19 protein-coding genes are annotated in these 22,082 nt (G+C 54.5%); 16 read left to right on the top strand and 3 right to left on the bottom strand.

Annotated elements, in window-relative coordinates; translation table 11 throughout:
* Positions 1–4 precede the first annotated feature (4 nt).
* The 14 genes from hcp to VXK30_RS12660 all read left to right on the top strand — a co-directional run bounded on the left by hcp (position 5) and on the right by VXK30_RS12660 (position 16,516).
* On the top strand, positions 5–1,591 hold the full coding sequence (hcp, locus tag VXK30_RS12725) for a hydroxylamine reductase (protein ID WP_275716461.1): 1,587 nt from the start codon (positions 5–7) through the stop codon (positions 1,589–1,591).
* Between the two features lie 10 nt (positions 1,592–1,601).
* Positions 1,602–1,943: a cupin domain-containing protein gene (locus VXK30_RS12720; RefSeq protein WP_275716463.1), complete on the top strand. Its 342-nt coding sequence runs from the start codon at positions 1,602–1,604 to the stop codon at positions 1,941–1,943.
* A gap of 252 nt (positions 1,944–2,195) precedes the next feature.
* Complete coding sequence (locus VXK30_RS12715; RefSeq protein WP_275716465.1) at positions 2,196–2,621, top strand: Hsp20/alpha crystallin family protein; 426 nt, start codon at positions 2,196–2,198, stop codon at positions 2,619–2,621.
* A gap of 164 nt (positions 2,622–2,785) precedes the next feature.
* Positions 2,786–3,925, top strand: coding sequence for a metallophosphoesterase family protein (locus VXK30_RS12710; RefSeq protein WP_275716467.1), 1,140 nt, complete (start codon positions 2,786–2,788; stop codon positions 3,923–3,925).
* The gene (locus VXK30_RS12705) at positions 3,915–7,004 is read left to right on the top strand and encodes an AAA family ATPase (protein WP_275716469.1); all 3,090 of its coding nucleotides are present in this window, start codon (positions 3,915–3,917) and stop codon (positions 7,002–7,004) included. The genes VXK30_RS12710 and VXK30_RS12705 overlap by 11 nt, the downstream gene beginning before the upstream one ends.
* Positions 7,005–7,259: 255 nt before the next feature.
* On the top strand, positions 7,260–9,815 hold the full coding sequence (locus tag VXK30_RS12700; protein ID WP_275716471.1) for a diguanylate cyclase domain-containing protein: 2,556 nt from the start codon (positions 7,260–7,262) through the stop codon (positions 9,813–9,815).
* Between the two features lie 239 nt (positions 9,816–10,054).
* Positions 10,055–10,981: an alpha/beta hydrolase gene (locus VXK30_RS12695; RefSeq protein ID WP_275716473.1), complete on the top strand. Its 927-nt coding sequence runs from the start codon at positions 10,055–10,057 to the stop codon at positions 10,979–10,981.
* A 97-nt stretch (positions 10,982–11,078) separates the two neighbouring features.
* Entirely contained in the window at positions 11,079–11,843 is a 765-nt protein-coding gene (locus VXK30_RS12690) for a ParA family protein (protein WP_275716475.1), read from the top strand.
* A 3-nt stretch (positions 11,844–11,846) separates the two neighbouring features.
* The gene (locus tag VXK30_RS12685) at positions 11,847–12,311 is read left to right on the top strand and encodes a late competence development ComFB family protein (RefSeq protein ID WP_275716478.1); all 465 of its coding nucleotides are present in this window, start codon (positions 11,847–11,849) and stop codon (positions 12,309–12,311) included.
* A 27-nt stretch (positions 12,312–12,338) separates the two neighbouring features.
* Positions 12,339–13,301, top strand: coding sequence for a diacylglycerol/lipid kinase family protein (locus VXK30_RS12680; RefSeq protein ID WP_275716480.1), 963 nt, complete (start codon positions 12,339–12,341; stop codon positions 13,299–13,301).
* A complete protein-coding gene (locus VXK30_RS12675; RefSeq protein ID WP_275716482.1) occupies positions 13,298–14,074 on the top strand; it encodes a phosphatase PAP2 family protein in 777 nt (258 codons plus the stop codon). The genes VXK30_RS12680 and VXK30_RS12675 overlap by 4 nt, the downstream gene beginning before the upstream one ends.
* A gap of 94 nt (positions 14,075–14,168) precedes the next feature.
* Entirely contained in the window at positions 14,169–15,185 is a 1,017-nt protein-coding gene (gene msrB, locus VXK30_RS12670; RefSeq protein WP_275716484.1) for a peptide-methionine (R)-S-oxide reductase MsrB, read from the top strand.
* A 51-nt stretch (positions 15,186–15,236) separates the two neighbouring features.
* The gene (locus VXK30_RS12665; protein ID WP_275716486.1) at positions 15,237–15,746 is read left to right on the top strand and encodes a GNAT family N-acetyltransferase; all 510 of its coding nucleotides are present in this window, start codon (positions 15,237–15,239) and stop codon (positions 15,744–15,746) included.
* A gap of 41 nt (positions 15,747–15,787) precedes the next feature.
* The gene (locus VXK30_RS12660; RefSeq protein WP_275716488.1) at positions 15,788–16,516 is read left to right on the top strand and encodes an HAD family hydrolase; all 729 of its coding nucleotides are present in this window, start codon (positions 15,788–15,790) and stop codon (positions 16,514–16,516) included.
* A gap of 128 nt (positions 16,517–16,644) precedes the next feature.
* On the opposite strand, the gene ilvD is transcribed toward VXK30_RS12660, so the two are convergent.
* The 3 genes from ilvD to VXK30_RS12645 form a co-directional block, all read right to left on the bottom strand.
* Positions 16,645–18,300: a dihydroxy-acid dehydratase gene (gene ilvD, locus VXK30_RS12655; RefSeq protein WP_275716490.1), complete on the bottom strand. Its 1,656-nt coding sequence runs from the start codon at positions 18,298–18,300 to the stop codon at positions 16,645–16,647.
* 135 nt (positions 18,301–18,435) lie between these two features.
* Positions 18,436–19,122: a FadR/GntR family transcriptional regulator gene (locus VXK30_RS12650; RefSeq protein WP_275716492.1), complete on the bottom strand. Its 687-nt coding sequence runs from the start codon at positions 19,120–19,122 to the stop codon at positions 18,436–18,438.
* 155 nt (positions 19,123–19,277) lie between these two features.
* Positions 19,278–19,880 carry a LexA family protein gene (locus tag VXK30_RS12645; protein ID WP_275716494.1) on the bottom strand — a complete coding sequence of 201 codons (603 nt, stop codon included), beginning with the start codon at positions 19,878–19,880 and terminating at the stop codon, positions 19,278–19,280.
* Between the two features lie 158 nt (positions 19,881–20,038).
* Between VXK30_RS12645 and VXK30_RS12640 the strand changes: the two genes are divergently transcribed.
* Both VXK30_RS12640 and VXK30_RS12635 read left to right on the top strand, forming a co-directional pair.
* Complete coding sequence (locus VXK30_RS12640) at positions 20,039–20,200, top strand: hypothetical protein (protein WP_275716496.1); 162 nt, start codon at positions 20,039–20,041, stop codon at positions 20,198–20,200.
* Positions 20,201–20,274: 74 nt separating this feature from the next.
* Complete coding sequence (locus VXK30_RS12635) at positions 20,275–22,050, top strand: methyl-accepting chemotaxis protein (protein WP_275716498.1); 1,776 nt, start codon at positions 20,275–20,277, stop codon at positions 22,048–22,050.
* Positions 22,051–22,082: the final 32 nt, after the last annotated feature.

Genomic DNA, 22,082 nt, shown 5'->3' with positions numbered 1-22,082 from the left:
GAAGATGTTTTGTTTTCAGTGTGAACAAACCGCCGGAGGAACCGGATGCACCAAAATGGGGGTCTGCGGCAAAAGCAGCGTGACCGCCGATTTTCAGGATGAGCTGACCGGCGCGCTGGTCGGCCTGGCCAAAGCGGCGGGGAATTCGGGAAGGACCCGGAAATCGGATGAGCTGATTTTGCGCGGCCTGTTTATGTGCATTACCAACGTGAATTTCGACAATGAGGCGATTGAGGCGCTTACCGCCGAAATCAGGAAGGAAAAGGATTCGCTGACGCCCGGCTGCGCTGCCTGCGGCTCAAAATGCGGCGGCACCGACGACCTTGATCTAAAACAGCTTTGGAACAACGACGAGGATATCCGTTCGCTGAAATCCCTGCTTCTGCTCGGTATGAGAGGAATGGCGGCGTACGCGTATCACGCCTATGTGCTGGGTTATACCGACAACGAGGTGACCGGCTGGTTCTACAAGGGGCTGACGACGATCGACTATGAGCAGGACCTGCCCCGGCTTCTGGAGCTTGTGATGGAGTTCGGCCGGGTGAACCTGAAATGCATGGCCCTGCTGGATCGGGCCAATACGGAGTCGTTCGGCAATCCCGTGCCGACCGAAGTGAGCAATACGATTGAGAAAGGCCCGTTCATTGTTGTTTCCGGCCACGACCTTTCCGATCTGAAACAGCTTCTGGAGCAGACAAAGGACAAAGGGATCAACATTTATACACACGGCGAAATGCTGCCCGCGCACGGTTATCCCGAACTGAAAAAGTATCCGCACCTGAAAGGCAATTTCGGTACCGCGTGGCAGAATCAGCAGAAGGAATTTCTCAATGTCCCGGCGCCGTTCCTGTTTACGACAAACTGCCTGATGCGCCCCATGCCGGCCTATGCCGACAGGGTTTACACGACCGCGGTGGTCGGCTATCCCGAAATGCCCCACATCGGCGAAGGGGACGGTAAAAAGGATTTCGGCATCGTGATCGAAAAAGCGCTGGAGCTCGGCGGATACGAGCAGGACGTGCATATGCCCGGCATCAACGGCGGAGAAAAGCTGATGACCGGCTTCGGCCACAACACCGTGCTGTCGGTTGCCGACCAGGTGATCGGGGCGGTGAAATCCGGCGTCCTGCGCCACATTTTCCTCATCGGCGGATGCGACGGCGCAAAGCCCGGCAGAAACTATTACACCAAGCTGGTGGAACTTACTCCGCCGGATTCTGTCGTTCTGACCTGCGCGTGCGGAAAGTACCGCTTCAACGACCTCGACATGGGAACGCTCGGCGGACTGCCGCACATCATGGATATGGGCCAGTGCAACGACGCCTACTCCGCGATCAAGGTTGCGGTCGCCCTTTCGGAGGCTTTCGGCTGCGGCGTCAACGACCTGCCGCTGTCCATCGTGCTTTCCTGGTATGAGCAGAAAGCGGTCTGCATCCTGCTGACCCTGCTGTCGCTCGGCATTGCCAATATCCGCCTGGGCCCGACGCTTCCCGCGTTTGTATCCCCCAATGTGTTTAAAATACTGGTAGAGAAATTCAACATCATGCCGATCACCACACCCGAACAGGATCTGGCCGCCATGCTGAAATAGGAGGTACCGTATGCAAAAAAATTATATTAAAAATATCGATTTTTCAACCGCGCTCACTCTGGCGGAGCTGGTAACCTATCAGCCGGGCCAGGTCGTCAGCAAGACGCTGGCGCAGAACCCGGCGGTCAGCCTGACGCTGTTCGCTTTTGACCAGGGGGAGGAGATCAGCTCCCACGAGTCGAACGGCGACGCGATGGTCATTGCGCTGGACGGAGAGGGCGAAATTACCATCGGTTCCGAAAAGCATCTTCTCAAAGCCGGACAGACCATCGTCATGCCCGCGAAAACGCCCCACGCGGTCTATGCTTCCCAGCCGTTCAAAATGTTTCTGGCAGTTGTGTTCCCCGATTGATCCTTCCTCCGTCAGGACCGGCCTTTCGGTGATTTCGTGTCGCCCGAGGGCCGGTCTTTCTTTTTCCTGAAACAGGATTTTCCCCGTTCCAATCGGAAATTTTGATTAATTTTAGCACTCTAACAACGAGAGTGCTAAAATTAATAATTTGGTCATATTTTATATGATTATTTTTCACAATCATTGGATATAGTAAGAATTGTTAAAGGAAGTAAGGCTTCCGGAGAACAAAATCAATATATGGAGGTTTTGATGATGTTTGATTTAATGCCGTTTGGACGCAGGGAAAACAACTTGTTCAGCTATTTCGACAATCTGGAGAAAAACTTCTTCGGCGATCTGTCGCAGAGCTTTTCCGCTTTCCGTACGGATGTGATCGATAATGGCGACAAGTATTTGCTGAAGGCGGAGCTGCCGGGCTTCAAGAAGGAAGATATCAAGATTGATATCGAGGGCGACAGGCTGACCGTCAGCGCGGAGCACAAGGATGAGACCGAGGAGAAAAAGGAAAATTACATTCGCAAGGAGCGCAGGTACGGCGCGTTTTCCCGCAGCTTTGATATCTCCGATGTCAAAGCCAATGAAATCTCCGCGGAGTACAAGGACGGAATTCTGGAGCTGAGCATGCCGAAGGTGGAAACCGTGGTGCCCGAAAGCCACAGAATAGAAATCCGCTAAAAGCGAAGACCAAAAGGGCCGGCCGGGGAAGATCCCGGGCGGCCCTTTTCGTCTGTTTTACGGGCCTTTTGCTCTGTCTGTGGAGCCGTACGGCAATTGCTTTCCCCTGCTGATTTTGATATAATGGAAACAATTAAAAGAAGATTGTCCGGGGGCGTAAAGGAATGAATAAAATCAAAATACTGCACTGTGCCGACCTGCACCTCGGTGCGGAGCTTACCTCGCTGGGAAGCAAAGCGGGCCAGCGCAGGGAAGAAATGCTGATGACGTTTGACAGGATCGTCTCCCTCTGCAAAGAGGAAGGCGTGGAGCTGCTCCTGATCGCCGGGGATTTTTTTGAAAGCTCCGGTACGGACGCCGCGACGGTCCGTTCCGTCAAAAGGGCGCTGTCCGAAATTCCCGAAACGGCGGTCGCCGTTGCGCCGGGAAACCACGACTATGTTTCTCTGGATTCCCCGTACGCCGACCCGGACTGGCCGGCAAACGTACATATTTTTCAGTCCGGCTTCGACTGCTTTGAGCTGCCCGGGAAGGGCGTGCGCGTGTGGGGCGCGGGATTTACGGGAACGTATGTCACGGAACCCTTGCTGGGCGAAATCGGCGCGCCCCGGGGCGACCTGCTGAATATCTGCGTCCTGCACGGGGACCTGGTCGCCGAGAACCAGTCAAGCAATTACAACCCGATCACCCCTTCCCGAATCCGTTTCAGCGGCATGGATTACCTTGCGCTCGGCCATATTCATATGCGCACCGAAATCCTGCGCAGCGGAAGGACCGCTTACGCCTACTGCGGCTGTCCGGAGGGCAGGGGGTTCGACGAGCTGGGGGAAAAGGGCGTCTATATCGGCACCGTGAGCAGGGACAGGCTTGACCTCGCTTTCCGCCCGGTGTGTCGAAGGAAAAATTTAGAGGTTCGCGTCGATATCGGCGGGGTCTCGGCCAACAGCGAGGCGGCTGCCGTCGTCCTTCACACGCTGCAGCAGCAGTTTGGGGATACGTATGCGGAAAATCTTTATAAAATCATTCTGGAGGGCGCGCTCGACGCTTCCTTTTCGCCGGACTGCGTTGCGATTGCGGCAAGGCTGGAAAGCGAGCTGTACTTTGTGAAGCTCAGGGACGAGACGCGTTTGAAGGCCGATCTGAACGCGCTGCCCAAGGAAACCTCCCTAAAGGGGATTTTTGTCCGGCGCATGCTGGAAAAGCTCGGCGCCGCGGCGGGCGAAGCGCAGAAGGAACAACTCCGGCGTGCGCTCGATATCGGTTTAAAAGCGTTTGACAGCGAGGTAAAGCTGAATGAAAATTAACAAAATTTATATTGGACACTTCGGCAAGCTGAGAGAGTATACGCTCGATCTGACGGACGGCTTCCAAATCCTCTACGGAAATAACGAGGACGGAAAAAGCACCGTCATGGCGTTTATCAGAATGATGTTTTACGGTTCCGAGGGCAGGAGCGGCGACCTTTCCAAAAATATGCGGAAAAAATATCAGCCGTGGGACGGGGCCAAAATGTCGGGATTCCTCGAATTTGAGGACAACGGGACCGTCTATCGGCTGGAAAGGCTGTTCGGCGCGTCCAACGCGACGGATAAAATCAGCCTGTGGAATACGGCGACCGGGGAAAAAGAGAAGATCGCCAGCGGCACCGACCTTGGCCAGCGCTTTTTTGGAATCGGGGCCGCGGCGTTTGAGAAAAGCGTCTTCATCGGGCAGGCCGGGAGCATGGCCGGTGCGGACAGGGACGATGAAATCACCCAGAGGCTGCTGAACCTGGTTTCCACCGGGGATGAAAGCGTGTCGCAGAAACGGGTGGAAACCCGTCTGCAGGCCGCCATGAACGAGCTGAAATCCAAAAGCGGCAGAATCGGCGTGCTGGATAAAGGCTATCAGCAGCAGGAACGGCTTGCTCAGGAACGGGCGGCGGCTCTGGCGGACGAGGAAGAAAAAAAGCGGATGGAGCGCCGGTACGCCGGGCTGAACGGGAAGAAAGAAGCTTTGGAAAAGGAATATCAGCATTCCACAGCCCGGTCCGCTTTGCAGGAAAAGCTCGTCCAGCTTCAGAATCTGGACAAAATCGTTCAGAAGCAAAAGGAACTCGACGCGCAGGTCAAAGAATACGGGGAGAAATCCGATCTCCTTACTTCGGGCGATATTGTTTTTGACGAGGAATTCGTTCAAAACGCGGAGAAGAGGATCACTCAGGTCCGGTCCCTTCAGCAGCTTCTGGAGGAGAGGAACAGAAATGTCCGTACCCTGGAGCAGGAGGACCCGGCCGAGCCGGTCGAGGAAATTTCACCGGAGGTGCCGGAGGAGGTAAAAAAACGGGAGCAGGAGCGTGCGAAGCTGCAGCAGGATATCCTTGCCCTTCGGGAAGCCGTCCGCGCCGCCGCCGAAACAGAGAAAAAACGGTCGGCTCTGGCGGAAGCGGAAAAAGCGCTGCAGGAGCAGATACAGCAGAAGCAAGGGCAGGAAAACGCCTGCAAAGAGGCTTCTCTGGAGCTGGAGGAAAGGCGGCGGACCTGCCAGGCCTGCCGGGAGGACTTCGACCGGAAAAAGGAAGAGCATGCGCTCGCCGGGCAGCGCAGGGAAAGCGCAAATACTGCGTATCAGGCCGCCGGGCAGCATTTGAAATCCGTACGGTCCCTTTCCGCGCAAAAAATAGAAACGGCGCAGGAGCGGCTGAAACAGGCCGGCACTCCCCGGCAGGTAACGATCAACGAAAATGCCGGTCGTGAAATCAGGAAAGGGCTGCTGATCGGGGCGATTCTGATCGCCGCTGCGTCGGTTGCGCTGGGTGTCGCTCTGTCACCCGCCTGCTTTGCCGGTTTGGCTCTCGCCGGAGTGGCGGCGGTTCTCTCCGTTGGGAAAGCCAGAACCAGAGCCGTGGCCACGACGGTCGTGGACGAAGCCGAAGCCGCGGCGGCAAAAGCAAATCTGGAAAGCGTGCGTCTTGCCGCGGAACGTGAAACGGAAGCCGCAAAGCGGGCGGAAGAGGAAGCCGCCGGCGAATGGCAGGCGGCCTCGGCCAGAGAAGAGCAGTTGCGGAAATCGGCCGCACAGGCGGAGGAGCTCTGCCGTATGGCGGCGGAGCAGATGTCCGCAGCAGAACGCAGGAACCGTGAGCTGGAACTGAAACTCGGGTTTATCGATGAAAAGCTTGACGGCCTTTCAGAGGATGTGCGGGAAAAACGCGCGGAGCTCCCGGCGGACGGCCCGGAACAGCGGACCAATCTTCCCTCTCTGCGGGAGGAGCTGAACGCGAGAACGGCCCGGGAAGCGGCGCTTGCGGACGGGATACAGTCTCAGCTTGAATCGCTGGGGTGCCGGACGATGGAGGAGCTTCAGGATAAGCTGATGCGGTTCCGGAGCTTTCAGGCGCGGGCGGCCATGAGACGGGAAAATCTGGACAGGGCGAAAGAAGCCCTGACTCAGGCGCAGGAAAGCCTGCGGGGGCAAACCGGCGCCTTCCTTTCCTTTGTCAGCGCATACCGGCAGGTCTCCTCCTTTGAGGAAGCGGTGAACGCCGTGCAGGAGCTGAAAAATCGGATGGAGGAGCTCCGTTCCCTGCGGCAGAAAATCGAAAGCCAGTCGGAATCCCTGAAGGAGCAGGGAGAGGGGAAGCCCGCCGAACAGCTTGAGCGGGAAGCCGGGGAAGCGCGGGAAGAGATTCTCAGCGCCTGCGCGGGGCGGATGCCGGAGCCCCTGGACGATCAGGGTGCGGAGCATCTCAGGCGCCTCAGCGCCGAATGCTTTGAGCAGCTTCAGCAAACAAGGGAAGAACTGATTCAGACGGGTTCCGAAATCAAAAACCGGTTCGCGGGAAAAAAGAATGTCAGCGAGCTGGAAGAAGAGGCGGAGGAACTGCAAAAAGAAATTGCGGAAAGGGAATCGGAGTATCAGTGCCTCAGCCTTGCAAAGGAAACGCTCACGGAGGCCTTCAATGAAATCCGCCAGAGCTTCGGCCCCCTTCTGAACGAAAAAACCGCGCGGATCTTCAACAGCATCACGGGCGGAAAATATCAGAATGTGATCGTTTCCAAGAATTTCGATATCAACGTGCAGGACACGGAAAACGCGGTTTCGCACGAATGGCAGTACCTGAGCAGCGGCACGATCGATCAGGCGTATTTCGCGCTCAGGCTGGCGGTTGCGGAGCTGCTTTCGGAAGAGGGCCCGAAGCTCCCGCTGCTGCTGGACGACGTTTTTCTGCAGTACGACGACGAACGGACAGGACAGGGCCTGAAATTCCTCGCCGATTATGCCGGAAACGGCGGCGGCGCCCAGATCATCCTCTTCACCTGCCATCAAAATATTCCGGAACTGGCCCGCCGGGAAGACCTGAGCGCCGTGACGAAAAAGATCGGCCAAACCGTATCCGCGTAATATCTTTCGAAAGAACCGATATGCCGTGCTTTTTAAGGGGAATTGGAAATAAATGGTTTCTTTTATATCCGTTTTATGATATTATAAATATAAGTATGGAATTATCTTTAGTAATCCTGCCGGGCACTGGTGGAAATTTCGTCGTCTTGGAGGAGTATTTCAGTGAAAAGAAGAATCAATACGCCCATAACAGCAATTTTAATAATCGCTATTTTTGTTGGGTTTATGATTCTGTCTTTCAGCAGATATTCTTTTTTGCTAAACAGAACTTTTGAAGAAGAAGTGCAGGAAAATCTGCTTTCTGATACCCAACATAATGCCAAAATGGTCAATATGGAGCTGAATAACGCGATTTCCTCCATGAAACTGGCCGCTCAGGCGATCGGCGCGGAAAATGCCGCGCTGGACAAGACCTCTGTGAAGGACCTGCTGGTTGATCTGAAGAAAGCGGACCAGTTGGTTACGGTCGGGGTGGGGCTGCCTGACGGAACCTGCTGCCTTGCCGGGGGACAGACCATCCAAATCGCCGACCGACCTTATTTTCAGCAGGCACTGAACGGCAAAACGGCCGTTTCGGCGGTGTCCCGGTTGAGGACGGACGGTACCCGCGGCATCGTCGTGGCCGTGCCCGTCCGGCACGGGGGAGAAATTACCGGTACCGTCAGCGCCATCATCCCCGCAAAATCGTTCAGCAGCCTGCTGAAAGCGGAGAGCTCCGGGGAAAGGGGAGAATGCTGGCTTACCCGGGGGGACGGAACGGTGATCGCCTCGCCGGATTCCCGGCAGACGGAAGAGAATATTTTTACGGACACGCATCTGACACTGGAGGATCCGTCTTCTCTCAGTCAGATCAAGTCGGCCATGAAAAACGGACGGCAGGGGAGTTCCCACTATTACTCCAATATGGGGGAGTATTATGTTTCCTATACGCCGGTCGGTATGGAGGACTGGTATGTGATCGGCACGGTTTCCATCAACGCCGTTACCTCGAAATCCAACAAAATTCTGACCTATACCGTTTCGTTGGTGGTCAAGCTTACCATTGGGCTGATTCTGTTTGCGGCTTATGTTATTCTGTCGGAAAGGAAGAACAGGGAGCGGCTCCGCAGGAAGAACGACGAGCTGAAAAGCACCAAGGTGGAGCTGGAAACCTTCATTGCCAACCTGCCGGGCGGCGCGTTCCGCTTCAGCGCCGACGAAAAGGCGGAGTTCCAGTTTGTGAGCAACGGGCTTCTGAAAATGCTGGGATATACCCTGGACCAGTTCCTCAGCGCCTATGACCGTTCCTTCTACAACATGATTTATGAAGAAGACCGTATGCAGACCATCAGCAGCATTCACCATCAGATTTCCAGAGAGAATTTCGCGGAGGTAAAATACCGGATCGTCACGGCGGACGGAAATATCCGCTGGCTGCTCAACCGGGCCAAAATTGTGACGCATGAGAACGGATACCGGGAATTTTACGCCGTCGTTGTGGATATTACCGAGTCAAAGCAGGCGCATAAAAAAGCGAATGAGATCATGACGCAGCTGCAGACGCTGGCAAACAGCATCCCCGGCGGCGTGGCGCAGTACCTGTACGACGGGGGGCTGAAGCTGGTCTACGCGAGCGACGGGTTCTATAAGCTGTGCGGCTATACCAAGGAGGAATACGCGCAGCTTCCGGGCGAAGAAGGAATCCGCAATGTGCACGCCGAAGACGCCCAGCTTGTGTCGATTCTGCTGAAAAGGCAGATTGAGGAAAACAGGCCCGTTACCGCGGAATTCCGCATGGTGAGGAAAGACGGCGGCGTCATCTGGGTCTCTCTGAGCGGAACGCACACCGTCAACCAGAACAATCAGGTGATTTACCAGTGTGTTTACACGGATATCACCTCGCTGAAGCAGACGCAGGAAGAGCTGGAAGTGGAAAGGGAGCGTTACCAGATCGCGGAGAACCTTTCCGACGACATCATGTTCGAATACGATATCATAACCGACCGGATGGATTTTTCGCCGCTTTTCACCGCTCTGACCGGGCAGTATCCGCACATCCAGAATTTCATGAAGGATATTCTGGATAACCAGAGTATTTGCAAGGAAGACCTGCCGCAGTTCCGGACGCTGCTGAAGGAGTTCCGGCTGGGCAATACGGAGTATGAAATCGAGTTCCGTTTCATTACCAAAACAGGCCAGCCTGTCTGGCACCGCGTGAAAGCGAAAATCATGTACGACTCCTACGGCAAGCCGAGCAAAGCGGTTGGCAAGGCGTATAATATCGACAGCCAGAAAAAGGAAATGCAAAGGCTGATGGACAAGTCGCAGCGCGACGCGCTGACGAATCTTTACAATAAGACCGCCACGCAGTCCCAGATCGAGGATCATCTGTCGAATGCGGATACATCGGGAATCCACGCGCTGATGATGATCGATATTGACAATTTTAAATCCATCAACGACCAGTTCGGCCACATGGCCGGGGACAAGGTGATCTGCGACATTTCCGCGAAGCTCCAGAAGCTGTTCCGTACTTCCGATGTGGTCGGGCGTATCGGCGGGGACGAATTTCTCGTGTTTCTGCGCGATATCTCCACCGACGACCTGATTGCGGAAAAGGCGGAGGCGATGTGCGACATCTTCCGCAATACCCATGCGGACGGCCATATGGAATACAGCATCTCCGGCAGCATCGGCATCGCCATGTATCCGGCTGACGGAACAACGTATCAGGAGCTTTATCCCAAAGCGGACAGCGCGCTTTACAAGGCGAAAAAGCAGGGCAAGGACTGTTTTGCTTTTTATTCCGATCCATCGGACTGTGAAAAATAAAGAATGACGGCCGCGCGGCATGGAATACGAAAATTCCATGCCGCTTTTTCGTTTCCGGATGTCAATAAAATGCAGCCGGGCTGTCAATACTATAGCGATCGCATTTCAGTTTGCAAGACAAAACGCGTTCCTCCCCCGCCGAAGGCGGGGGAGGAACGCAACCTTGTTGCAGGAGCAACTGGAAATGCTGTCAATACGATTGCGGCGGAAAATTACGAATGATCGGAAGGCGAAGGACAATGGCGGTAAAAAGGCTGATGCGCGTTGCATTAAGAGCGCTTTCCTATACGGATATTGGAGAAAAGGAAAGCGACAGGCTTCACCGAGCGGTCATTCGTATCAGAGGATTTCATCTTGGAAAGCTGCCTTATCAGACGTGGGATCATGTCGTGTCCTATGAAAACCATGATATCCCCGTACGGATATTTGCTCCCGGCGAAAACCGGCTTGATTCCCTGCTGATTTTCTTCCACGGGAGCGGCTGGGTCACCGGAACCATTGACGGCTACAACCGGATCTGCGCGAATATGGCCAATATGACCGGCAGCACCGTGGTGTCGGTCGATTACCGGCTTGCGCCGGAATACCGTTTCCCGGCCGCACCGGAGGACTGCTACCGTGTGGTGCGGGAGATTTTTCTGCACACGGAGCTGTTAAAGATCCCCGCCGAAAAAATCACGGTGGCCGGGGACAGCGCCGGGGGAAACCTTGCGGCGGCCGTATCCCTGATGGCGCGCGACAGGGGCGAGTTCCTGCCCGAGCGCCAGATCCTGATCTACCCCTCCACTTACTTTGACCATACGACAAAGTCGCCCTACGCTTCCGTGCGCGACAACGGGAGCAAATATCTGCTGACCTCAAAAAGTATCTGCGATTATATGAAGCTGTATCAGGCCGGCGACGAGGATCTGCAAAACCCCTATTTCGCGCCGCTGGCCTCCAAGGATTTCAGCCGCCAGCCGAAAACGCTGATTATTACGGCGGAATACGACCCGCTCCGGGATGAGGCGGAGGATTACGGGCAGCGCCTGAAGGAAGCGGGCAACGAAGTGGAGGTCCGCCGCATCCCCGGTGCGCTGCACGGCTTTTTTTCGCTTCCGCCGGTTTTTCGCCAGGTCCGCGAGTGCTATCGCCTGATCAACGATTTTTTGAACCGGGAAGGGTGAAGGAAAAGCCCTATAGGATTGAAAATGTTGTAAAATTATACTATGATGGTAGAGATAATTGTTTCGTTGCAGACTTTCATACGAAGGGGACATGAAAATGAGCAGGATTATTTCCATTTCCAATCAGAAGGGCGGGGTAGGCAAAACGACTACCGTCTGCAGTCTGGCGGCGGGATTAAAGAGAAAGGGTTTTCGTGTTCTGATGATCGATCTTGACCCGCAGGGAAATCTTGGCTTCAGCGTAGGCGCTGAAACCGAAACCTGCGCCACTATTTATGAGGTGCTGAAGGGCGACGTGAAAACGCAGTATGCCATTCAGAAATCGGATACGGCCGACATCATTATATCCAGTATTTTGCTCAGCGGGATCGAGCTTGAATTTACCAATACCGGACGCGAGTTTCTGCTGAAAGAGGCATTGAAACCGATCCTCGGCCTCTACGACTATATCCTTCTGGACACGCCGCCCGCGCTCGGCATCCTGACCATCAACGCGTTTACCGCGTCGGATACGATTGTGGTTCCGATGCTTTCGGATATTTTCAGCCTGCAGGGGATTGCAAAGCTGTATGAAGCCGCTGAGCGGGTCAAAAAATACTGCAATCCGTCCCTGACCATCTCGGGAATCCTTCTGACAAAATTCAATCCCCGTACCCTCCTGAGCAGGGAAATCCGGGGTACGGCGGAATTGATCGCACAGGATTTGAACATTCCGCTGTTCGATTCCTACATACGCAGCAGTGTCGTCATCAGCGAGGCTCAGTCCATCCAGCAGAACATTCTGGATTACTCGCCGAAAAACAATATTGCGAAAGATTACCTTAAATTTACGGATGAGCTGCTGGAGAAGGAGGAATCATGACTGATGGCAAGGACGAAGAAAGATATCGATAAAGACCTGATGTATAAAATGCTGATGCCCTCCGGTTCCAGAACGGCAAAGGCTTCGCAGGACGCGGAAAGCCCGAGCGGCCTCAGCGACGAGCAGAACGCGCGCGCCGCGCTGGAGGAACCGCTGAACCAGCACAAAACCATTATGCGCCGCGAAGTGGGCGTCGCGTTTATGGATACCCAGCCGACCATCCTTGTCAATACGATGGAAAGCATCGTGCTGGAAAAGCTGGAATCGGCGCTTGCGCGTTTCCAGTGCTGCAAATGCGACCGGTGCAAAAAGGACATTGTCGCGATGGCGCTGAACAAGCTTCCCACGAAATACATGGTTTTGCAGGAGGGCCAGCCCACGCCGGACATCGACCCCCAGACCAACGCACAGGTGGTCACGGCGGTCATCCAGGCGATTCTGGCGGTCCGCGCGCATCCCAGGCATTAAGGAAAGAAAGGGCTTTGCGGGATCAAGATGGAAAAAGAAACGTATTTTACGGATAAACGGCGCAGGCGCGTCAAGCTTATTTTCAACCCGGCCTCCGGTTCTTCAAACGCTTCCCCGGTTCAGCTGATGGATATCATCAGCATGCTGCAGCAGTGGAAGTACGTGCCGGAGGTGTATTTGACGGAGCCGGACAGCGATTTTGCGCAGATGGTAAAAGACACGATGGCGCAGGGCGTCAACATGTTTGTCGTCTGCGGCGGCGACGGCACCGTTTCCGCCGTCGCCAGAGAAATGAAAGGGCTGCCCGCGACGATGGGCATTATCCCCACGGGCACCCAGAATAATGTGGCGCTCAGCCTGAACATCCCGCGGGATATTCCGTCCGCCATCGCCCTTCTGCGCACCGGGGAACGCACCAAGATCGATATGGGGCTCCTCGACTGCGCAGCGGGACGCACCTCTTTTCTGGAAATCTGTTCGGCGGGCCTGCTGTCTTCGATTTTTTCGGCGGGAGACGATATCCAGCACGGGCATCTGGAGCGGGTGGGCGATTTCCTTTCCACCCTCGTGTCGCTGACGCCCTCCAAGATCAAAATCCTGCTGGACGGAAAGCGGGAGATCGTCAGGATGGGGCATTTAGTCCTCGTCACCAATATGCCGTACGTCGGACGGCATTACCAGGTGGGAGGAACGGCAGCTTTCCGGGACGGACTGCTGGACGTCCTGATTTTTTCCAATTTATCCAAGCTGAATCTGCTGGGCCGCGCGTTCAAGGGGGCAAGACTCAGTGAGCCGGAGGATTCCGGCATTGAGCATTTCCATGCCCGTACGGTGGACATGGAAGCGGCCCCTTCCATGCAGCTGATGGCGGACGGCATTACGCTGGGGGAAGGGCCGGCTCATATTGAGCTGCAGCGCCGGACACTGGCGGTGATGACGAAAGCGCCGGAGCCGAAAAAAACAAAAAGATCAATTGGGGACGGGAAATGAAGCTGATCGATCATTTGAGAAAGAACAAATGGGTGCAGCAGTGTGAACGGCTGATCGGCAGGATTCGTCATCTCCGGCCGGTCTTTTGGGTACCCGTTCTTGTTGTCGCGCTGTCCTTCTATGTCATTTTTGTCCCCCATACCTTCTGGAAAAGTGTGTGGATTACCATCAGGGGGAACACGCCGCTGATCTGCATGCTCTTTGTGTTCTGTCTGCTGCTGCTTTCTCTGGTGTGGTCAACGGGGCAGAGCATAGACGCATATGTGTTTGCTCTTTTCAACCGGCACGGTGCCCGCCCGCGCTGGCTGGACCGGACAATGCTCCTTCTTACCGAGCTGGGGAACGGCATTGTCACGCTGATCATCGCGCTTGTCCTCTATTTTGCCGTCAATGCCCACCTTGCGTATGAATTCGTTCTGGGTACGCTGACCCTGTGGCTGGTTGTGGAACTGATGAAAGCCGTCATCCGGCGGCCCAGACCGTTTATCTATCTTGAGGATGTCCGTGTGGTGGGTATCCGGGCGCGGGGAAAGTCCTTTCCCAGCGGGCATACCAGTCAGGCGTTTTACATGGCGACGATGCTTCTGCAGTATTTTCAGGGCAACTTTGCGGCGGCGCTTGTGCTTTACGTGCTCGCCTCGCTGGTCGGCGCCACGCGCATGTATATGGGGATGCATTACCCGCGCGACGTGCTGGCGGGCGCCATCCTGGGCACCTTCTGGGGATTCATCGGCGTGCTCGTCAACGCGGTGATCTTCCGGCTCGTCAGCTGAATTCCCGTCGGGAAAAAGATAAAATCCTTGCCAAATCGGTTGATACTATCTATAATAGAAGAAATTTAATCCTAACAGCGAAAGGAAGGTTCCTATGCAGAAATATGGCGTACAGTCCGGCCTTCCGGCCAACCCGAATGCCGGAACGGATTACAGCAACAGAAAATTTAAGGAAATCTGGCTTGCGGGCGGATGTTTCTGGGGGGTACAGGCCTATTTTGCCCGCATCTACGGCGTGGCGAAAACGGATGTCGGCTACGCGAACGGCAGGACGGCGAATCCTTCCTACCATGACCTGAAGGTCACCGGGCACGCGGAAACGGTCCATATTCTCTATGATCCGGAGAAGACCGGCCTGCCGACGCTGCTGAATTTCTATTTTAAAATCATCGACCCTGTCAGCGTCAACCGTCAGGGAAACGATATCGGCACCCAGTACCGCACGGGAATCTATTATCGGGATGAGGCGGATCTTCCGGTGATCCGGGAATCTGTCGCGAAGGAACAGAAAAAATATAACGCGCCGATCGCGGTCGAAGTCGGCCGGCTGGAAAATTACTATCCGGCGGAGGAGTACCACCAGGATTATCTGGAAAAGAATCCGGGCGGCTACTGCCATGTGGACTTTTCCTCCTTGCGGGAGCAGACCCCGCCCGCCGGGAAGGCTGCTTACCCAAAGCCGTCGCCGGAGAAGCTGAAGGCTTCCCTTACGGAAATGCAGTATCGCGTCACGCAGCAGAACGCCACCGAACCGCCGTTCGACAACGAATACTGGGACAACCGCAGAAAGGGTATTTATGTGGACGTCGTGACCGGAGAGCCCCTTTTCGTTTCCAGCGACCAGTTTGAATCGGGCTGCGGCTGGCCCAGCTTTACGAAACCTATCCGCGCCGGCGCCCTGACGGAGCACCGGGATACCAGCCATTCCATGGTGCGTACCGAGGTGCGCAGCCGTCACGGGGATTCCCACCTTGGCCATGTCTTTCCCGACGGCCCGAAGGAGCAGGGCGGCCTGCGCTACTGTATCAACAGCGCGTCCCTCCGCTTTATTCCGCTTCAGGAGATGGAAGAACAGGGATACGGGCAGTTTATAAAGCTGATAGAAGAATAACGCGTTTTCAGCCGCATAGAAAGCTGAAAATATAAAAGAGGAGGGATTGGTATGGAATTTGCCATTCGCCCGATTTGTTTGAAGGACGCGCCGGATATCAATGAAATCCGGCGCATGAGCGGAGTAATGGAAAACATTCTCGGCATTCCGTCCGAAACCGTATCGAACAATGAACGATTCATTTCCAATATGGACGGCAATGCCCATGAATTTGTCGCGGTCATAACGGATGAAAACGGAAAGGAAAAAGTCATCGGCTGCGCGGGCCTGAACGTTTACGCAAGCCCGCGCATGCGCCACTCGGCGGGAATCGGCATCATGGTGCACAAAGCGTATCAGGGAATGGGTGTGGGCCAAAAGCTGATGGAAGGCGTGCTCGACCTGGCGGACAACTGGCTGATGCTGGTCCGGGTGGAGCTTACGGTCTACACGGACAACGAGAAGGCCATCCGGCTTTATGAGAAGATGGGCTTTGTGCGGGAGGGCGTCAAACGGAAGGCGGCGATCCGCCGGGGGCAGTACGCCGACGAGTACATAATGGCAAGGATCAGGAACGACTGAGCTGTGGTATTCTGATACGGACTCGGAAAGGAGGATTCATCATGAAAAGAATCGCAGCTTTTTTTGATATTGACGGGACCATCTCCCGGGAAGGTCTCATCAGCGAAATGTTCAAGAAAATGATTAAATACGAGCTGATCGACAACAGCAAATGGGACAACGAGGTCGAGCCCGCTTTTACCAGATGGGACAAACGCGTGGGCGATTACGATATTTACCTGCAAAAAATGGTGGATATCTACACGGAGACCGTCAAAAACACCAGCGCTTTTCACATTGCCTATATCGCGAAAAAGGTGATCGAGCAAAAGGGAGAGCGCGTATATACTTATTCGCGGGAACGGATCCGGTGGCATAAGAAGCAGGGCCATGTCGTCATCGCGATTTCCGGTTCGCCGATCGAGCTGGTCAGCGAGGTTTCCCGGATGTACGGCATGGACGATTACCGGGGAACCATTTATCAGGTCGGAAAGAACGGTACCTACAACGGGGAAATCATCCCGATGTGGGATTCCCAGAGCAAGCGCAAGGCGGTTCTGGAAATGGCGGAAAAGCACAATATCGATCTGTCCCTGAGCTATGCCTACGGCGACACCAACGGCGATTATTCCATGCTGCAGCTCGTCGGGAACCCGGTTGCGGTCAATCCCACGCGCGAACTGCTTTCCCACATTGAGAACGACGATCAGCTGAAAGAAAAATTTACGGTGATTGTGGAGCGCAAGGACGTGACCTATCGCCTGAATATCAATACGCTGGACCTTGTTTAAAAAAGTCTGAAAATACAGGAACAGAGGAACCCTTACCCGCATATTCTGATAGCGGGGGGATTCCGGCCTGAAACAAAAGCGGCCGTCAACGGATTTAATCCGTTGACGGCCGCAGTTCGCATGGTTCTTTATTTCAGTTCCAGAACGGCGCCCCTGTTTGCAGAGGTGACCAAAGCGGCGTATCTGGAAAGGCAGCCCTCCGTGATACGGGGAGCTCTCGGCTTCCAGTTTTCCCTGCGCTTTTTCAGTTCTTCGTCGCTGACAACAAAATCGATGGTGTTCGCCATAATGTCGATTCTGATGATGTCGCCTTCCTCAACCAGCGCGATATTTCCGCCCACAGCGGCTTCCGGTGAAACGTGCCCGATCGCCGCGCCTCTGGTCGCGCCGCTGAAACGGCCGTCCGTAATCAGGGCGACGCTTCCGCCCAGACCGCTTCCCATAATGGCGGAGGTCGGATTCAGCATTTCCCTCATGCCCGGGCCGCCCTTGGGGCCTTCGTACCGGATGACGACGACATCGCCCGCCACGATTTTCCCGGAGGTGATCGCCTCGATCGCGTCCTCTTCACAGTCAAACACCCTGGCGGGGCCTTCGTGCTTCAGCATTTCGGGAGCGACCGCGGAGCGCTTGACCACGCAGGCGTCGGGGGCCAGATTGCCTTTCAGCACGGCGATGCCGCCGGTTTTGCTGTACGGATTTTCCACGGAGCGAATTACGCCGTAGTCCAGAACGGGGCAGTCCGCAATGTTTTCCCCGACCGTTTTGCCCGTGCAGGTCATCAGGTCGGTTTTGAGCAGGCCGAGCTTGCTGATCTCATTCATCACGGCGTACACGCCGCCCGCGATATTCAAATCCTCCATGTAGGTATGTCCCGCCGGGGCAAGATGGCAGAGGTTCGGCGTTTTGTCGCTGATCTCGTTCGCAATGTTCAGATCGATGGAGATGCCGCATTCGTGCGCGATGGCCGGCAGGTGCAGCATGCTGTTGGTGCTGCAGCCCAGCGCCATATCGATGGTGAGCGCGTTTTTGAACGCGTCCTCCGTCATGATGTCCCTGGGGCGGATGTTCTTTTTCAGCAGCTCCATAATCTGCATGCCCGCGTGTTTGGCGAGCTGAAGGCGCTGCGAGTAAACGGCGGGGATGGTCCCGTTGCCCCTTAACCCCATTCCGAGGGCCTCCGTCAGGCAGTTCATGCTGTTTGCCGTGTACATGCCGGAGCAGGAGCCGCAGGTGGGGCAGACCTTGTTTTCAAATTCCAGCAGCTTTTCCTTTGTGATTTTCCCGGCGCGGTACGCTCCGGAAGCTTCTGAAACGCTGGAAAAGCTGGTTTTCTGGCCGTCCACCAGTCCGGCGAGCATCGGCCCGCCGCTGACAAAGATCGTGGGTATGTTGAGGCGCGCCGCCGCCATCAGCAGGCCGGGCACGTTCTTGTCGCAGTTCGGCACCATCACCAGCGCGTCAAAGGCGTGTGCAAGAGCCATCGCCTCGGTCGAGTCGGCGATCAGCTCCCTTGTAATCAGTGAATACTTCATTCCGCGGTGCCCCATGGCAAGGCCGTCGCAGACCGCAATGGCCGGGAATACGATCGGGGTTCCCCCCGCTATGGAAACGCCCGTTTTGACGGCTTCCACGATTTTGTCCAGATTCATATGCCCCGGAACGATCTCATTCTGCGAGCTGACGATTCCGATGATCGGACGCTCCAATTCCTCATTGGTGAAACCCAGCGCGTGAAACAGCGCGCGCTGCGGTACGCTTTTGGTTACTGCATCACTGTTCATTTTACAAGCACCTCACTCTTTGATTGACAGCAGCGAGCCGAAGCAGGGTGGTTCCGGCCGCCGTAGTTGTATAATTTATTATATATTGTATGATGTCTTATGTCAATTAATAAAAAATACTATTTATCCCGCTTTTTATTCCTCCGTGATGCCGAACCCGCGCATCGCGTGGATAATGTGCAGTTCCATGGCGGTCTTTGCGCCCAATGCGTCCCGCTTCGATAAAAATTCCATAATCATGCGGTGATCGTTCAGCGTGTTCCGCACGATCTCTTCTCTGGCGTTGGACAAAATCACGCCCTTGCCGATGGCCTGATACAGGATGGGCATCAGGCGGTTCATAAATTCGTTGTGGGTCGCCTTTGCGATGGACTTGTGAAAGGCCTGTTCTATCTCCGTCCGGTCCTGCTTCTTTAAAATCAGGTCTTCCTCCAGCCTGCCGTAGTGCAGAATGCGCTCCAGTTCCTTGCCGGAGGCCCTTTTAGCGGCAAGGTAGGCGGACTGCGGCTCAAAGATCAGGCGCATTTCATACAGGTCCTTCACATCCATCGGGAAAGCGGAAAGCGTGTTCAGGTCGATTCCCCGGTCCATGGCCTGATTGTCTTTGACATAGGTGCCCTTTCCGCGGCGGATTTCCAATATGCTGTGCGCCACCAAAATACGGATCGCTTCCCGCAGGGTGGTCCGGCTGACCTTTAAGTCGGCGGACAGCTCGTTTTCATTGGGCAGCTTGTCTCCGACCGAATATTTTTTATCAATGGTGATCCTTGCGACAATATCGTCCGCGATATTTTCCGCAAGGCTTTTTTCTTTTGTCTTCATTGCCGATTCCTCCGCATTTCTGATGTTCTCAGCATGATTATACCGCAAAAGACATCCTATTTCAATAAGGATGTCTGATGTCTATAAGAACGGCAATAAAATACCGCACCGGCTGCGGGCCAATGCGGCGTTACTATATGATTTTTCCGCATTCCCTAACACTTTCCTCTTAATTGTACCGCCTTGCCAAGAATGACGACCGGCAGCCTGGTTAGATCTTCCGTTGAAAAGGAGACCAGTTCATATTTGGGGTTATAGGGAATCAGGGTGATCCCGCTTTCATATTTTGCTATTTTTTTAATGGTCGCTTCGTCCCCTCTGATGGAAACAACCGCAATGTCCCCGGTTTCCACCGCGGAGCGAATCTGTACGATCACGGTGTCGCCGTCCTGAATGCGCGGCTCCATACTGTCCCCCCGCATCTTGATTGCGAAAAAATCCCCCTGTCTTGCCATTTCTTCGCTGATTTCCTCATATCCTACCACATCTTTCGCGGATTCGGCCGACCTCTCCGCGCGGAGGCCCCGGAGCACGGGTATTTTTTTGGAGGTGCCGGGCGGGTCGGGAACAGAGTCCTTTCCCAGCAGATAATCCGTGGTTACGCCGAAAAAAGCCGCCAGGTTCAGCAGGGTTTTGTTGTCGGGTTCGTACTTTCCGCTTTCGTATCCGGAGAGGGACGCCTGGCTGACATTGATGATTTTGGATAGCTCTTGCTGCTTCAATTTATTTTTCATTCTTAGTATTTTGATTCGATTCAATGAAGTCAACTCCTTTCATTATGAATTTTAATTGTGCCGTAAAAAAAGGTAAACTGTATATAAGTAAAACAAATATATTATGATCGATTAAAAAAATAATAAACAAAAATATAAATATAATTGATATTCAGGACGATAATTTAAAAAGAAGAAGTGGAATGGATCGAATCGAAAAAACAGACAAAAATGTGACCGGCGCCATAGATGGAGGAATGGCAGCCGGCTGCGTTTTGGAAAGGGGGGAGAAACGAAAAACAGGTGGGGAGAACATTGCTGTGGAGGGAAAGCGTCCGGGAAGGAGAACCGGGCGGCAGCAGTAGTACGGGTACAGGACCCGGACAAAGCGGAATAGTAAAAAGAGTCCAGCATGGAGAATGAGAAATGGAGAAAAATTATGAAAAATCTTAAAATCGCAAATAAGCTGATCCTGTCGTTTCTGGCGATATCCTTGATTACGGTCATTGTCGGCGCCGCCGGCATTTACAGTATGCGGCAAATGGAAGCTTCCAGTACAAAGCTCTTTGAGCAGCAGACCGCGCCGCTGCCGGTTATGTCGGATATCCTTTTGAATCTCGACCGTTTAAGAGGACTGTCCAGAGATTATATATTGTACTATGACGATCAGGAAGAGCTAAAAACCATTGTCACAAATACCGAAAAATATAAAAAGCAATATGACAATGCGGTTGAACAGTATGAACCGACTATTTCGACGGCGGCTACGAAAGAGCTGTTTGCCCAGACGAAAACCATGTTTGACGAGGAATTCTGGCCGACCTTTGAAGCCATCGTTCAGGAAACCGGGCGGAAGAATATCGGTGAAGCCATGACCAACCTGAAAAAGCTGATGGAAATCAACATCAAGGTGACCGATAATTACACTCAGTGCATGCAGAATCGGGTCAGTAACGCAAAGGCGAACCACGATGCCAATCAGCAGCTTGGGGATACGATGATGCTCATGATGATTGTAATTATTCTTTTCGGAGTCTTCGTTTCCGGCGGCTGGGGCTTCTGGCTGGCCCGGAAGTTGAGCAGGCCGGTCAATGAAATGGCCGTCGCCGCCGAGAGCATCGCGCAGGGAAAGCTTGACGTAGATGTTACCTATTCCTCCAGAGATGAAATCGGTTCTCTTGCCCGGTCGCTGCAGTCGGCCGCCGGGACCCTTAAGCTGTATGTCGCGGATATTTCGGACAAGCTGGGACGTATGGCAAAGGGGGATATGACCGCGGATATTACACAGGAATATGCGGGGGATTTTGCTCCGATCAAACAGGCGCTGATGCAGATTTCCGACGAGCTGAACAATACTCTCGCAGCCATCGATACCTCTGCGGAACAGGTCAACAGCGGAGCGGCCCAGGTTTCCGACGGTTCTCAGGAGCTTGCGCAGGGCGCGACAGAGCAGGCAAGCTCCGTGGAAGAGCTGGCGGCCTCCGTTACCGAGGTTTCCGGAAAAGTCAGCGAGACGGCGGATAATGTCAGGGTAATGGCGGGTTACGTAAAAGATACCGTCGCACAGGTAGAACAGGGCAACGAACAGATGCGGCAGATGCTCTCTTCCATGGAAGAAATCAGCAATACTTCCAGTGAGATCGGAAAAATCATCAAGGTGATCGACGACATTGCGTTCCAGACCAATATCCTTGCCCTGAACGCCGCCGTGGAAGCGGCAAGGGCCGGCAGCGCCGGAAAAGGGTTTGCCGTGGTGGCCGACGAGGTGCGGAATCTGGCAAGCAAGTCCGCCAACGCGGCCAAGCAGACCACCAGCCTGATCGAGGGTTCCATCCAGAGCGTGAAAAACGGAACCGCTATCGCCGGGCGTACGGCGAAAGAACTGAATGAGATCGCGGCCAAGGTGGGGCTTGTGGGAGAAACGATCGTCAAAATCGATATGGCCTCTTCCGATCAGGCCGCCGCGATCGAACAGATTACAACCGGCGTGGATCAGGTTTCCGCGGTCGTTCAGACGAATTCCGCCACGGCGGAGGAAAGCGCGGCGGCGAGCGAAGAACTGTCCGCACAGGCGGATATGCTCAGGAAGCTGGTCGGCGCTTTTCAGCTGAAAAAGAGAAAGTTCACGGTGATCGAAGGAGGCCCGGAAACCGGCGCGAAAGCTGAAAAAAATCTTTCAGACCTGACGGCGGAGGCGGCGGGCCAGAAATATTAATTGACAAATGATGATAAATATCGTATAGTGTT

Source organism: Caproiciproducens sp. CPB-2 (genome assembly GCF_036287215.1).
Lineage (GTDB): Bacteria > Bacillota > Clostridia > Oscillospirales > Acutalibacteraceae > Caproiciproducens.
Note: the sequence above shows the minus strand (reverse complement) of the source record. Positions and strands in the feature narration are given on the sequence as shown.

Coding starts and splice junctions, on each gene's coding strand:
- hcp (WP_275716461.1), top strand. CDS start 5: ATGTTTTGTTTTCAGTGTGAACAAACCGCCGGAGGAACCGGATGCACC.
- VXK30_RS12720 (WP_275716463.1), top strand. CDS start 1,602: ATGCAAAAAAATTATATTAAAAATATCGATTTTTCAACCGCGCTCACT.
- VXK30_RS12715 (WP_275716465.1), top strand. CDS start 2,196: ATGATGTTTGATTTAATGCCGTTTGGACGCAGGGAAAACAACTTGTTC.
- VXK30_RS12710 (WP_275716467.1), top strand. CDS start 2,786: ATGAATAAAATCAAAATACTGCACTGTGCCGACCTGCACCTCGGTGCG.
- VXK30_RS12705 (WP_275716469.1), top strand. CDS start 3,915: ATGAAAATTAACAAAATTTATATTGGACACTTCGGCAAGCTGAGAGAG.
- VXK30_RS12695 (WP_275716473.1), top strand. CDS start 10,055: ATGGCGGTAAAAAGGCTGATGCGCGTTGCATTAAGAGCGCTTTCCTAT.
- VXK30_RS12690 (WP_275716475.1), top strand. CDS start 11,079: ATGAGCAGGATTATTTCCATTTCCAATCAGAAGGGCGGGGTAGGCAAA.
- VXK30_RS12685 (WP_275716478.1), top strand. CDS start 11,847: ATGGCAAGGACGAAGAAAGATATCGATAAAGACCTGATGTATAAAATG.
- VXK30_RS12680 (WP_275716480.1), top strand. CDS start 12,339: ATGGAAAAAGAAACGTATTTTACGGATAAACGGCGCAGGCGCGTCAAG.
- VXK30_RS12675 (WP_275716482.1), top strand. CDS start 13,298: ATGAAGCTGATCGATCATTTGAGAAAGAACAAATGGGTGCAGCAGTGT.
- msrB (WP_275716484.1), top strand. CDS start 14,169: ATGCAGAAATATGGCGTACAGTCCGGCCTTCCGGCCAACCCGAATGCC.
- VXK30_RS12665 (WP_275716486.1), top strand. CDS start 15,237: ATGGAATTTGCCATTCGCCCGATTTGTTTGAAGGACGCGCCGGATATC.
- VXK30_RS12660 (WP_275716488.1), top strand. CDS start 15,788: ATGAAAAGAATCGCAGCTTTTTTTGATATTGACGGGACCATCTCCCGG.
- ilvD (WP_275716490.1), bottom strand. CDS start 18,300: ATGAACAGTGATGCAGTAACCAAAAGCGTACCGCAGCGCGCGCTGTTT.
- VXK30_RS12650 (WP_275716492.1), bottom strand. CDS start 19,122: ATGAAGACAAAAGAAAAAAGCCTTGCGGAAAATATCGCGGACGATATT.
- VXK30_RS12640 (WP_275716496.1), top strand. CDS start 20,039: ATGGATCGAATCGAAAAAACAGACAAAAATGTGACCGGCGCCATAGAT.
- VXK30_RS12635 (WP_275716498.1), top strand. CDS start 20,275: ATGAAAAATCTTAAAATCGCAAATAAGCTGATCCTGTCGTTTCTGGCG.